Raw genomic sequence first — 14,093 nt, 5'->3', positions numbered from 1 at the left:
CAAATAGCATCATGATGGACAAGATCAAAGACTTCGCCTCCGACTTTTTCGTCACCGGTGATCCAATGATTTATGGGGCGGATGTCAGCATCGGTCTGGCGCTTGTCGGCATTCTATTTACACTGACTTATTTCAAAAAATGGAGGTGGCTGTGGAGGGAATGGCTGACGACCGTCGATCATAAGAAAATCGGCATTCTGTATATTCTGTCGGCCTTTCTGATGCTGTTCCGCGGCGGAGTAGACGCGCTGCTGATGCGTGCGCAGCTCGCTGTGCCGGAATTCCAGTTCCTGCAGCCGGATCACTACAATGAGATTTTCACCACCCATGGCGTAATTATGATTCTGTTCATGGCGATGCCGTTCATGTTCGGGTTGTTCAATGTCGTGGTGCCGCTACAGATCGGGGCGCGGGATGTGGCCTATCCGTTCCTGAATGCACTCAGCTTCTGGCTGTTCTTCTCCGGGGCCATGCTGTTCAACCTGAGCTTTGTCATCGGCGGCTCGCCGGATGCGGGCTGGCTTGCTTATCCGCCGTATTCGGAGCTGATGTATAATCCGGGCGTCGGACAGGACTTCTATATCTGGGGCATCCAGATTTCCGGGATCGGCAGTCTGATGACTGGGATCAACTTCATCGTCACCATTCTGAAAATGCGTGCGCCAGGGATGAAGCTGATGAAAATGCCAATGTTCCCCTGGTCTGTGCTGTCGAGCTGTATCGCTATTATCTTCTCGTTCCCGATCCTGACAGCGACACTGGCTCTGCTATTCCTGGATCGTTACGCGGGCGCTCACTTCTTCACGCTGGACGGGGGCGGGAACCCGATGATGTACATCAACCTGATCTGGATGTGGGGTCACCCTGAGGTGTACATTATTGTACTGCCTGCCTTCGGTATTTTCTCCGAAGTGGTGGCGACCTTTTCCAAGAAAAAGTTGTTTGGCTATAAATCAATGGTGTACGCGATGATGATTATCAGTATTTTGTCCTTTCTGGTGTGGGCGCATCACTTCTTCACCATGGGCTCTGGAGCGGACGTCAACGCCTTCTTCGCGCTGACTACGATGCTGATTGCCATCCCGACAGGGGTGAAGATCTTCAACTGGCTGTTCACTATGTTCCGGGGCAAAATTACGTTCGAGACACCGATGCTGTGGACGGTGGGCTTTATTCCGTGTTTTGTGCTCGGGGGGATGACCGGGGTGCTGCTGTCCGTGGCCCCAGCGGACTTCCAATACCATAACAGCTACTTCCTGATTGCGCATTTCCATCAGGTGATTATCGGCGGTGTCGTCTTTGGCTACTTCGCCGGTCTGTATTACTGGTGGCCGAAGCTGTTCGGCTTCAAGCTGAATGAGCGGCTTGGCAAGTGGGCATTCTGGTTCTGGAATATCGGCTTCTATGTCTGCTTTATGCCGCAATATGCGCTTGGTCTCATGGGCATGACGCGGCGTGTAGTTACGTACAGCTGGGACAAAGGCTGGTGGGAGCTTAACCTGGTATCCACGGTTGGAGCAGTGCTGATGGGTATCGCATTTGTGTTCCAGGTGTGGCAGATCGTGCATGGTATCAAGCATCACCGGAAGAATCTTGACACCACGGGCGATCCATGGAATGGACGCACGCTGGAATGGTCGATTCCTTCACCAGCACCATTGTATAACTTTGCTGTGCTTCCGCAGGTGTCGGAGATGGACGATTGGTGGGCAAGCAAGGAACGCAAGGGCAAAGGTACCTCTGTACCAGACACCACAGCAATACTGGAGCCGATTCATATGCCCAAAAACTCCGGCATCCCGATCATTATGGCGGGCTTCTGGTTCCTGGCGGGCTTTGGCTTCGTATTCCATTGGCTCTGGCTGATCATACCGGGACTAGCGGGTGTCGCCGCATGTATGATCGTCCATTCCTTCAACTATGACACGGATTATTATATTCCCGTAGACGAAATCAGCCGTGTGGAAGCGGCCGCAAGGAGGGTAACCTTATCATGAGTTCAACTCATTTGACTGATGATACAAAGGCAAGTCATCATGGTCATCCCGATCTTGAGGAGATGCGAACCTTCGGATTCTGGATTTATCTCATGACGGATATCATGATCTTCGGCACATTTTTTGCCACATATATTGTACTGCGCGGCAGCACCAATGGCGGCCCGGGGCCCGCTGATTTATTCGAGCTTGGCGGTGTGATCGCCAGCACATTTATTCTCTTGGCCAGCAGCTATACCTGCGGCTTGGCGGTACTGGCGATGAACAAGGGCAGACATCGCGCCCTGATCGGCTGGCTTGGCGTGACAGCCCTGCTGGGAGCTGTCTTTATCGGGCTGGAGGTCAACGAGTTCGCCCATATGGTGAATGAAGGTGCAACAATGAGCACTAGCGCATTTTTGTCTGCTTTTTACACACTAGTGGGTACGCATGGTCTGCACGTGACGGTTGGATTGGTCTGGATGATTGCGTTAATGATTCAATTGAAACGCAGGGGGATTACGCCTGTAACGAAACGCAAAGTTCAGATCGTCAGCCTGTTCTGGCACTTTCTGGACGTGGTCTGGATCTTTGTTTTTACTGTAGTTTATTTAATGGGGGTGAGCTAAGATGTCACATGTGGAATCCGCTCATACCGGAGAAGAAACCCATGGCTCGCTGCGGTCCTATACCCTTGGGTTTCTCTGCTCCATCATTCTGACGATCATTCCGGTTGCCATCGTCATGGGAGGCTGGCTGGAGGGACGGACCAAAGCTGTGGTGTTAATGGCAGCGGGCGTCTTGCAGTTGATCGTTCAGTTGTTTTTCTTCATGCACCTGAAGGAAGAGAAGAAGCCGCGCTACAATCTGATCTCTCTGATTCTCGGTCTGATCATTCTGCTTATCATCGTTGCTGGATCGATGTGGATTATGCTCTACAATATGGTGGCTACATGAGCCAGCAGTCGTTCTACAGGGACTGGATTGGATTGACCAAGCCCCGGATTTTGCAATTGAATCTTTTTGCTGCATTTGGGGGCTACTGGCTGGCCTCACAGTGGACCGTTGAGTGGAGTGTGCTGCTCTGGGCGCTGCTGGGAACCACCTTTACGATGGCTTCCTCCTGTGTCCTGAACAACATTTGGGACTATCAGCTGGATCTGAAAATGAGCCGCACGCAGTATCGGCCGCTGGGCACAGGAAGAATCAAGCGCTCTAGCGCATGGATCTTCGCATGTCTGCTGGGGATTACGGGAGAGACGATCCTCTTCTGGAAAGTAAACAGCCTGTGCGGCTGGCTCGGTCTCATCGGGATGTTCGTGTATATGGTCATTTATACGATGTGGTTAAAACGGACCTCTACGTGGAGCACCTCTATTGGCGGGATTTCCGGCGCGATGCCGCCGGTGATCGGTTATTGTGCCTATACTAATGAGATGGATGCGGGGGCGTTGCTGTTATTCGCACTATTGTTTCTATGGCAGCCTGCACATTTCTGGTCACTGGCGATCCGGCGGGTGGAAGAATACAGGGCGGCAGGCTATCCGCTGCTCCCTGTCCGTAAAGGCATCCGGCGCACCAAACTGCAGATGATTCCATATGTGCTGCTGTTGTTCCCTACAGTCATTCTGCTCTATTCACTGAATTACGCTGGGATTGTCTTTCTGACCGTATCCTTGCTGGCTACTGCGGCTTGGGGCTGGCACACGCTGCGTGGGACGACAACCAGCAACCATGAGTCCTGGGCCAAAGCCAATTTTCTGTTCTCGGTCAATTACTTGATGCTTGTGTTTCTAATGATGATTCTGGACACGTCAGGACGTCCGTTTTGGTAAAGCTGTAAGAGCAGATAGGATTGGTCTTTTTGTTTGCGGATAAAATCAAAATCCAGACACTAAGGTAAGACGCTCCTGCTCTTACAGTTCCAACTGTTTTTTCGTTATTAATGAATCCTATCTATAAAAAATAACCGCTGAAGCTTACGCTCAGCGGTTGTTTGCATGTTATAGAGGAGTCGACTGGCAGCCGGCACTCAATGGATTAACCCCCGCAGCGCTTCGGCGAACTTGGCAATGCCGGGACCGATATCTTCGGTTTTGGCCCTGGCATACGTGAAGCGCACGAAGCCGGCGTCTGAACCGTAAACGCTCCCGGGTACAAAGACGATACCCCGCTTGATTGATTCTTCCAGCAGTCTGCCATCAGAGACCTCGTGATGCAGCTTGCACCACAAATGCAGTCCGCCCCGGGGAGCTGTGAACGTAACAAGTCCCGGCAACTCCTTTTGCAAGGCTTCAATCACGAGGTCCCGTTTGAAATGCAGCTCCGCCTGCAGGCGTTCCAGATGGGGCTGGAAGTAGGACGATTTGATAAACTGCGCAGCTACCTGCTGGGGAATGATACTCAGTCCGAAATCCATCTGCTGCCGGGCATCGGCCAGCCGCTCGACAATGGAGTTAGGGGCAACCATCCAGCCGACGCGTAGTCCTGAAGCAGCGATCTTGGAGAAAGAGCCGATGTAGAGGATGGAGCCGTTCGTATCCTCGGATTTGAGCGGGAACGGAGGGGCTCCTTCGTACGCTGTCAGACTGAACGGATCATCCTCTACGACGGGCAGTCCCAATTCGCTAGTGACGGCAAACAGCTGTTTGCGCCGCTCGTTACTTAGAACAGCACCCGTAGGGTTTTGAAAATTAGGATTCATGAACACCATCTTAATGCGGTGCTTTTTGTATAATGCACGAATATCTTCGGGGCGGATGCCCTCCTGATCTACCGGAAGCCGGAACAACCGGAGTCCTGCGGATTGGAACATAGGCAGTGAATAACAATAAGAAGGATCTTCTATAGCTACTGCATCTCCCGGCGACAGCAAGCACTGCGTGATCAAATACAATGATTGCTGTGAACCGGAGGTAATTAATATAGAAGATTCGGTCGTCTGAATCCCCCGGTAGGTCTCCAGGTAAGAGACCAATGCCTCTCTCAGCGGAGTATAGCCTTGCGGGCTGTCATAGCCCAGATAAGAGGTGTAATGATGTTTTTGCATAAGTGCTGTAATTTCTTCAATGGGCGCCAAATTCGGGGCCAGCTCTCCGCTTGCAAAATCAATCAAAGAAGGATGCTGGGCCAGGGCTTCGCGGATTTTGCGCATAAAAGGTAAGTTCGGCAGGAAGCTGCCGCCTTCTGCATATCGGCTCCAGTTCGGCGTATGCTTCGGCAGTGCCCCCCACTTCGTTCGGCTGACCCGAGTCCCACTGCCTGTACGACTTTCAATGATGCCCATGGACCGCAGCTCTGCAAAAGCCAGAATGACGGTGCTTCGATTCACACCGAGCTGCTCTGCCAGTTTTCGTTCCGAGGGAAGCAGGCTCCCTGGGGGATATTCTCCATATGAAATGCTCCGCTCCAGATGATCGGCAATTTGTTCATATAAGGGTTGTTTCGTTTGTCGGTCGGGTTTCCACATGATTATCACCACTCTCAATTTGTGCGTCGGAAAAATATTGTGATTTTTATCATACCACCGAATTTTAAAATTAAATCTGCCCATGATTCCTTAACCATGACAATTGTTTATCGATTCCTTGAACATGGATGGTGTGTATGCTGCACTAATTGGATGGCTCCCCAAAGTGGCTGGCTGAGAAACCACAGGATTGGTTGGTTACCGGTGGTGATCCCAATGTTATCATGACCCTAAGCTTCTATCATTAATGAAATGAGGGACGAGCTATGAATGAAATTAAGACGATTGTCAAAGACATTAACGACATGCCCTGGGATGAACTGGTGAGTGAACGTACGGGCAAAAAGATGATAGAAAAGAAGCTGCTGAATGATCCGGACACAGGCATGCTGATTAATTACTGCCATTACCCGGAAGGCTTCGTTACGCCATGGCATATTCATCATGATCTTGCTCACGGTATCTATGTGCTGGAAGGAACGTTATATACGCATGAGGGTTCTTACGGTCCAGGCAGCTTTGTCTGGTTCCCTGAGGGCATTGTGGCTGAACACGGTGCAGTTGCTGAAGGCGGAGCTACGGTTTTGTTTATTACCAACAAACCATTTAACATAGAGTATATCGATAAAGAATAAGGACAGCGACCAGGACGGGAGAGGATGGAATGAATCAGAGTCAACCGCAAGTGAAGGTAGCTGTCGTTCAAGCAGCCCCGGTCTTATTCGATAAAGCATCGGCGATGGACAAGATTGCTGTAACAGCCAAGGAAGCTGCCGCCCAAGGTGCTAAGCTGATCATTTATCCCGAGGTATTCATTCCGGGTTACCCGCGCGGCTTGAGCTTTGGCGCAAGAGTGGGCAGTCGGACAGTAGACGGCAGGAAGGACTGGGAACGATACTGGGCCAGCGCCATTGACATTCCCGGTCCTGACACGCAAGTTCTCTGCGATCTGGCCCGGGAACTGGGCGTGTATCTGGTGATTGGTGCGGTAGAGCGGGATCAGGAGTTCAGCCGGAGCACCTTGTATAACTCCATGATCTACATCGGACCAGATGGAGAACTGCTGGGCAAGCACCGCAAGCTTGTGCCTACGGGTTCCGAACGGCTCTTATGGGGAGTAGGGGACGGCAGCACCCTGCCCGTCATTGATACCCCTTTTGGCAGAATCGGCGGATTGATCTGTTGGGAGAACTATATGCCGCTAGCCCGCATGTCCATGTATGCACAGGGCGTTGATATATACATTGCACCTACAGCGGATGCGCGGGAGACGTGGCAGTCCACGATTCGGCATATTGCCTGCGAAGGCCGCTGCTATGTCATCTCCTGCAATCAATTCGCTACTAAAGCTTCTTATCCTGCCGATCTCGCCGATCACGAAGACCTCAAGGAAGATGCCGAGATTCTTAGCCGGGGTGGAAGTGCCATCGTCGGTCCGCTTGGCGAGTATGTAACAGAGCCGCTATATGATGAAGAAGGCATACTATATGCAACGCTCGACCTGGCGCAAGTGGTACAGAGCAGGTTTGACCTGGATGTGGTAGGGCATTACAACCGTCCGGATGTTTTTCAACTGACCGTCAACACGCAAAAACAAGAGGCCGTCCGGTCCATTAAGTTATAAATTAACGACCGTGCAGCATTTGTTGCTTCGTTCTTAGATTATCTTACCCTAATACGATAACAGCCTGACATTGCAATCTGTATAAACCATAAAGAGCGGCCTGAAGCTGGCCATCTTTATGGTTTTCGTGATTCTATTTTATAGTAGAATAATTTAATTTTTGTATTCACACATTTGTGAATTTTATCACGTAGTTATGATTAATTTTTAATATATAATTAATTCATAATAAGAAACAGGGGGAATTGAAATGAAAATTGTGAAAAGTTTGTTGGTAGCAGGGGTAGCGGCTGTATTGTTGGCGGGTTGTGGAGCGAAAGAAGAGACGGCGGTCAATAAACCGGCTGCTGAACAAACTGATGCGGTGACTACCGCTTCGATCGTTGATGAAGGTGCAGCATTCACGAAGGCTGTGAGCAAGGACGGCAATTGGATTATTGCTATTTTAAAAGATGTAGCTATTGATCAAGATGTTGTAGTAGCTGGTGAATTCCGTGATAAAGGCGCCGCTGACGGCAAAATCTACCGCAAGATCGCTCTGTATGCACAAGATGCAGATCATAATATTACAGCCAACTACACACTTACAGTGCCTAAGTTCACTGTGCAAAGTGAGAATTTGAGAGTGCAAGGCGGTACAATCAAAGGCGATGTATATGTAGAAGCCAACGGATTTAACTTGCATGAGTCGGCAACCATTGATGGTAATCTGTACTTTGCCAGCGAAGATGTAAAAGCATCGGCTGCTATTGACGGTAAAGTGACTGGAGCTACCGAAGTTAAATAAATTCCGTAATTGCATGAATAATGTTATCTCTCCTGAGCCTGTAGACTAAAGCCCGTTAAGGTCTTTGTTTACAGGCTTTTTTAATTGGGAACGAACAGTAAAAATAATTCTTTACCGATTGTTCCCGATGTGATAATATCATTTTTGAGAGGAGGCAGGCGAGAGATAACTAAAGAAAATATAAAAAATTTTACTATATATGAGAATGATCATTCCCGATAAAAACAGTATTCATCTTGAAACTACACATACACAAAGGAGCGAATAATAATGGGTAAATTAGATGGAAAAGTAGCATTGATCACAGGTGGAAATAGCGGTATTGGATTGGCTACGGCAAAACTGTTTATCGCAGAAGGAGCCAAAGTTGTAATCACCGGCCGCAATCAGGCCACATTGGACGCAGCGGCAGCAGAGCTAGGTGCAAATAGCTTGGCCGTTCAGGCGGATGCAGCGGATCCAATAAGTGGCGAGCAAGCAGTAGCAGCAGCAGTGAAGAAATTTGGCCAATTGGATATTGTATTCGCTAACGCCGGTATCACCGCGCAAACACCAACAGGTGGGACCGAACTCTCCGTCTTTGAAGAGGTACTAAAGGTTAACGTTACGGGGGTCTTTTTTACCGTTCAAGCGGCTGTACCTCACCTAAAAGATGGGTCTTCCATCATCTTGAATAGTTCCGTGCTTGCTACAGCCGGAAGTCCTGGATATGCTGCATACGCAGCCAGCAAAGGGGCAGTAAGCAGCCTGGCAAGAGTGTTGGCCTCCGAATTGTCACCACGCGGAATTCGCGTGAATACCATTGCTCCAGGTGCGACACGTACACCAATCTGGGGACAATCTACTGCAGAGGGGATGGCACAACTGGAATCGGTACTTTCCCGCACAATTCCACTGAACCGCTTGGGTGAGCCACAGGAAATCGCCAACGTTGCTTTGTTTCTGGCTTCTGACGACTCCTCTTTCATCCAGGGTACGGAAATCAGCGTAGATGGCGGCGCAGCTGGTTCACCGTTCGGCGCCCCAATCTATCTGAAAAAGTAAGGACCGCTTCATCTGGACTCACAATTTGACTAAGGCTGTTTCCTTGTTTACAGGGAAGCAGCCTTTTTGCTTTAGATGCTGAGATAAGCGAAATGAGGGCGAAAGTAGCATCTATAATTTAGGGGGGGAAATCTCGTGATTGACCTGTCGGTAGGCTGGGGCCTTTTGGCATGTTTTTGTAGTTCTGATGTTGGATTTTCCCGGGGTGTCTTTCAATTATTGTTAGCGTTATCAATGCTTGATTTACCTGGGTTTTTCTCGAAATAATCGGCAGGAAAAGATCGCAAAACCCGCTAAAAAGCAGGTTAAAAATTAAAAATTGAGTCCGATATTAGTATAGCCAAATAATTTTTTTGGTGGGATATATTACTAGAATAGAGGAGAGAAGTTATGTTGTATTCTTATCACAGGAAGAGGAAAAGCACTTTGAAAAAGGCGGTCTGTGCAGGGTTGATCAGTGTGCTCGCAGTTACAGGCTCCTTCGATCTTCAGCCACACCTAGTGCAGGCACAAGCAGTACATAAGCAAGTAGAGCAGGCGGATTATCTCATGTCATTAAACCGTCCTGTATATGCCTCTTCATCATCAGGTGCTCACACGCCTGATCTGGCTGTTGACGGCGACAAGGACTCCAGATGGGAAAGTATCTGGGGTGTGGACCCGCAGTGGATCTACATAGACCTTGGGGCAAGCGCTTCGATCTCCCGTGTCACCATAGACTGGGAGGGCGCTTATTCCAAAGCATTTGAAATTCAGGTATCTGATGATGAGAAGACCTGGACACCTGTCTATTCCACTAAGAACAATCAGAGTACAAAGACGGATGAGTCCTTCTCTGCCAAGGGACGTTATGTGCGCTTATTCAGCACAGAGCGGTCACAACCGGCCTATGGTATTTCGATTTTCGAATTCCAGGTATACGGAACGGGTGGAGTCAATTTACCTCCCAAGCCTGCTGCACCCAATATTGCTCTTAACAAACCGGTAACGGTATCCTCGGAAGAGAATGTTGAGAAGGGCAAGGAGGGTTTGCCAGAGAAAGATTACCTGAAGAATAATGCAACCGACGGGAGCCGTGATACACGCTGGTCTTCCAAGCATACGGACACGGAATGGATCTACGTGGATCTGGGTCAGAAAAGTGAAATCGGCAGCGTCGTTCTGGATTGGGAAGGAGCTTCCGGACGCGCATATGACATTCAGGTGAGCGATGATGCGAATAACTGGACCACCATCTACCGTCAGATGAATGGTTTCGGCGGCAAGGAAACGATTGACCTCTATGCCGATGCACGTTATGTGAGAATGCTTGGGCATGCCCGCTCTACAGAGTTTGGCTACTCACTGTTTGAATTCGAGGTGCATGCATACCGCGAAGGGGACTCCAAACCGGTGCATGAGATTCCCGAGATTCTGGCTCCATCGGCCGTCAAGGTAGGTGCGGGAAGCTACGAGATTAACGATATTACACAATTGTCGCCAAAATCTCCGAAATACCGCACAGCTGATATCCAGTCACCAATCCCGTCTAACGGCTGGTGGCAGAGTATTCTGATCTCTAATCTAGGCGATGGCAACAGCCTCATTACGCTTCCTTTTAAGAACAATTACACGAAGCAGGGCTTGGCGATTTTGAATCCTGGTGCCGGATTTACTTCTAGCGATGGTGGCTCGATGAATGCGGACGGGGATCCGGATCTCTATCTCAGCACCAACAACATCAGCCCGGCGAATATGAAGACCAAAATCTCCGGCTACGGTGATTATTCGGCGAGCGTGATTCTGAGTGATGACGAAACGGCCAAAATCAAAACAACCTTCGTCAAAGGTTCGCCTTATATTTACAACACTTTCGAGAACCCGGATGCAGTTATTCTTCAGTCCCCGGCAATTACAGGTCTGTTCGATGACCAGGGTCAGCCGCTGCAAGTGGAAGACGGCGAGAGCTGGACTGCTGATCATATCGGGATTACTGTGACTAACAAAGATAAGGCGCCTAAGCCGCAGACTTTTGTCCGTAATTATGGTGTCTTCGTTCCTCCGGGCACGACATTTACGAAAATCGGCAGCATGCTGAAAATCAAGCTTGGCGAAGGAGATTACTTGTCTCTCGCTACACTGCCTTCCGCAAGTGACCTCAATTTGTACTATCAGCATGGTTATGCATTTGTCACCGATACACAGGTAGATTATAACTATGATCAAAATCAAGCGCTTGTGAACACCAGCTTCACTGCGGTGACTGAGTTGAAACGTCCTGGTTTCTCTAACGAGACACTTGAAGCACTGCTGCCTCATCAATGGAAAATCACGAACTCGCCGCTTACCGACTTGTCCTATCCTTCCATTCGAGGCGAACTGAAGGTGCATAAGGGCAATGTCTTTACAACGACAGATCGATTTAACGGGATTGTGCCGCAATTTGCGGAGCCGGATGGTTCTGGCTATTCCCGTTCGGAGCTTATTGCTTATCTGGATATGCTGGATGCAGATATGGCCGGAGGCCTGATGCTGCTCGATCCTTACTGGCAGGGCAAGAAACTTCACCCGCTGGCAGTCGGAGCGTTGATCAGTGACCAGATTGGCGATACCGAGAGAAGAGATCGTTATTTGGGCTGGATCAAAACGATTCTGACGGATTGGTATACGTACTCCGAGGATGAACCGAAGCATTCCTACTACTTCCACTATTCACCAGAGTGGGGCGCGCTCATGCCTTACCACAGCGGATTCGGAATGAATGTAGGCTTAACGGATCATCACTTTACTTATGGATATTACGTCTTTGCATCTGCGGTCCTGGGACAATTTGATAAGGAATTCGTAAGTGATTATGGTCCGATGGTAGAGACACTGATCCGTGACTACGCGAACCCTTCGCGTACAGACAGTGATTTCCCATGGTTCCGTAACTTTGATCCGTATGAAGGTCACTCCTGGGCAGGCGGCTATGCCGATAACAAGAGTGGTAACAACCTCGAAGCCGGCGGAGAGTCGCTGTTCGGCTGGGTTGGTGAATATATGTGGGGCGAGGTTACCGGCAACGATACTTATCGTAATGCGGGAATTTGGGGCTTTACCACTGAAGAGAAAGCAGTAGAGCAATACTGGTTCAACTATGATAAAGACATTTGGTTGTCGGATTATCCGCATCATATTGTAGGGCAAGTCTATGGTAGCTCTTACTTGTATGGAACCTTCTTCTCTGGAAATCCGCAGCATATTTACGGTATTCACTGGCTGCCGACCGCAGAGTGGATGACTTATTATGGCCGCGAGCCGGAAAAAGCAAAAGCGCTGTATGATGGTCTGGTAATTGACAACAACGGACCTGAGGACGTCTGGCAGCATCTCATTTGGCCATTCCAAAGTCTGAGCGAGCCGCAAGCCGTTCTGGCAAAATGGAATCCGAAAGATATGCAGAAGAATGAAGTATTCAATACCTATTGGTTCGTTAATAGCATGGCAACGCTCGGAAACCGTTCCACAGATATCTGGGCTGATGATCCGGCAGCAACCGTATACTACGACGGAACCAAGTATACTGCGCAAGTGTGGAATCCATCTGGAGTGGACAAGACAGTCAACTTCTATAATGCAACTGGAAAAGTGGGCACGGCAACCGTGTATCCTTCTGCCATCGTTTCTGTAGACCCAACCAAAGTAACCAAGCTTACTGGTCCTGAAGCCGGTGCTGGTGTTCGTTACCTCGACCGTTCAGCCTGGACAGCTAAGGCATCCAACAGTGCAGGCGGTGAAGGGCCTGAGAATATGCTGGATGGCAAGCTGGATACCCGTTGGACCAGTGGTACGGCTCAAAGCGACAAGATGTGGATTCAAGTCGATATGGGACAAACGGAACAGTTCGATACTCTGTTCGTTAACTCAGGTACTAACTATGGCGATTATGCTAACAGCTATGTAGTTTATGCTTCCGAGGACGGAGAGGATTGGGGCGAGCCAATCGCCAGCGGTGTGGGTACAGCACCAAGTATGGCTTTGTCTTTCCCACTGCAGACTGCAAGATATGTTAAAGTAGCCTTGAATGACTCTTCCAGCAATTGGTGGTCCGTTTCCGAAATTTCGGCTGCTCAACTTAATAAAGGGCAAGAACCCTTGAAGAAGGCTCTAACCAAGCCTCTAGAAGATCGTTCACAATGGAAGATTACGGCTTCTTCCAGCAACGGTGCAGATGTGACAGCCAATCTGGTTGACGGTAGTAATGCTACCCGCTGGAGCACCGGAAAAAAGCAGACTAATGGACAGTGGTTGAGCGTTGATCTGGGGCAGACACAGACTTTTAATACGCTCTTGCTGGATTCCGGCAATTCCACCTCAGATTACGCCCAAGGGTATCAAATCTATGTATCGAACGATGGTGTTAATTGGGGCCAGCCTGTAGCTAACAGAAAAGGAACCGAAGCTTATCAACGTATAACACTGCCAGAGCAAAAGGCACGTTACATCAAGATCGTTCAAACTGGACAAGCCAGCAACTGGTGGTCTGTCGCAGAACTTGAAATTCATCATTATGGAATTGACAAGCAACAAGGTCTGCCACTAGAGGCTCCAGAGAATGACGCGCCTATCGTCCTGGACCGTGCGAACTGGACGGTTACAGGCTCTACTTATGGAGATTCAGACCTGCTGAATATTATTGACGCGGATAAGCATACTAGCTGGACCACTGGTGCTCCGCAAGCAGACGGCCAATGGCTCCAAGTAGATCTGGGCAGCAGCACAAGCTTCAAGCAAATTGAGCTGGACTCTTCTTCCAGACCAGACGATTATGCTGCTGCTTATCGGGTATATGCTTCCCAAGATACCAAGGAGTGGACAGAAATCACTTCCGGAACAGGCAGCACTGCTGTTCAACGCTTGAGCTTCCCGGAGCAGCAGGCGAGATACTTCAGAATCGAGCTCACTGGTCCTTCGAATTACTGGTGGTCGATCTCTGAGCTGAATGTTTATAATTAAGACTGACTAAATCTATTGGCAAGTAAGTATTGAAAGTAAAAAAGAAACCTCTCTTTTGAAATGGTTAGCTCTTGCTTCCATTTTCTAAAAGAAAGGTTTCTTTTTTTATTATTGAAGAATCTAAACCGCTATAAGCGGTTTAATCGAAGAAATCTGGGGACAACAGCGACCGAAAGTCCAAACATTCCACCGTAGTGACGACCGAGCCTTACGTCC

At 49.3% G+C, this 14,093-nt stretch carries 10 protein-coding genes; 9 read left to right on the top strand and 1 reads right to left on the bottom strand.

The window, feature by feature from the left end:
• The first annotated feature begins 11 nt into the window (after positions 1-11).
• The 4 genes from ACFRAM_RS03340 to cyoE are packed head-to-tail and all read left to right on the top strand — an operon-like array spanning position 12 to position 3,811.
• Positions 12-1,997, top strand: coding sequence for a cbb3-type cytochrome c oxidase subunit I (locus ACFRAM_RS03340; RefSeq protein ID WP_379464516.1), 1,986 nt, complete (start codon positions 12-14; stop codon positions 1,995-1,997).
• A complete protein-coding gene (gene cyoC / locus ACFRAM_RS03335; protein WP_379464515.1) occupies positions 1,994-2,605 on the top strand; it encodes a cytochrome o ubiquinol oxidase subunit III in 612 nt (203 codons plus the stop codon). Before ACFRAM_RS03340 ends, cyoC begins: the two co-directional genes overlap by 4 nt.
• Position 2,606: 1 nt before the next feature.
• Entirely contained in the window at positions 2,607-2,933 is a 327-nt protein-coding gene (gene cyoD, locus ACFRAM_RS03330) for a cytochrome o ubiquinol oxidase subunit IV (protein ID WP_066362593.1), read from the top strand.
• The gene (cyoE, locus tag ACFRAM_RS03325; protein WP_379464514.1) at positions 2,930-3,811 is read left to right on the top strand and encodes a heme o synthase; all 882 of its coding nucleotides are present in this window, start codon (positions 2,930-2,932) and stop codon (positions 3,809-3,811) included. The genes cyoD and cyoE overlap by 4 nt, the downstream gene beginning before the upstream one ends.
• A gap of 197 nt (positions 3,812-4,008) precedes the next feature.
• On the opposite strand, the gene pdxR is transcribed toward cyoE, so the two are convergent.
• On the bottom strand, positions 4,009-5,445 hold the full coding sequence (pdxR, locus tag ACFRAM_RS03320) for a MocR-like pyridoxine biosynthesis transcription factor PdxR (RefSeq protein WP_379464513.1): 1,437 nt from the start codon (positions 5,443-5,445) through the stop codon (positions 4,009-4,011).
• 266 nt (positions 5,446-5,711) lie between these two features.
• Here pdxR and ACFRAM_RS03315 point away from each other — a divergent pair, with 266 nt between their 5' ends.
• From ACFRAM_RS03315 to ACFRAM_RS03295, 5 genes are all read left to right on the top strand, one after another.
• Complete coding sequence (locus tag ACFRAM_RS03315) at positions 5,712-6,080, top strand: cupin domain-containing protein (RefSeq protein ID WP_379464512.1); 369 nt, start codon at positions 5,712-5,714, stop codon at positions 6,078-6,080.
• Between the two features lie 29 nt (positions 6,081-6,109).
• A complete protein-coding gene (locus ACFRAM_RS03310; protein WP_379464511.1) occupies positions 6,110-7,069 on the top strand; it encodes a carbon-nitrogen hydrolase family protein in 960 nt (319 codons plus the stop codon).
• A 250-nt stretch (positions 7,070-7,319) separates the two neighbouring features.
• A complete protein-coding gene (locus tag ACFRAM_RS03305) occupies positions 7,320-7,856 on the top strand; it encodes a hypothetical protein (protein ID WP_379464510.1) in 537 nt (178 codons plus the stop codon).
• 270 nt (positions 7,857-8,126) lie between these two features.
• On the top strand, positions 8,127-8,900 hold the full coding sequence (locus tag ACFRAM_RS03300) for an SDR family NAD(P)-dependent oxidoreductase (protein WP_379464509.1): 774 nt from the start codon (positions 8,127-8,129) through the stop codon (positions 8,898-8,900).
• A 426-nt stretch (positions 8,901-9,326) separates the two neighbouring features.
• Positions 9,327-13,877 (top strand): discoidin domain-containing protein, encoded by a 4,551-nt coding sequence (locus tag ACFRAM_RS03295; RefSeq protein WP_379464508.1) that lies wholly within the window; start codon positions 9,327-9,329, stop codon positions 13,875-13,877.
• The last annotated feature ends 216 nt before the right edge of the window (positions 13,878-14,093 follow it).

The sequence above is a fragment of the Paenibacillus sp. NPDC056722 genome, assembly GCF_042790635.1.
Lineage (GTDB): Bacteria > Bacillota > Bacilli > Paenibacillales > Paenibacillaceae > Paenibacillus_AQ > Paenibacillus_AQ agri.
This window is presented reverse-complemented; position numbering and strand designations above follow the sequence as displayed.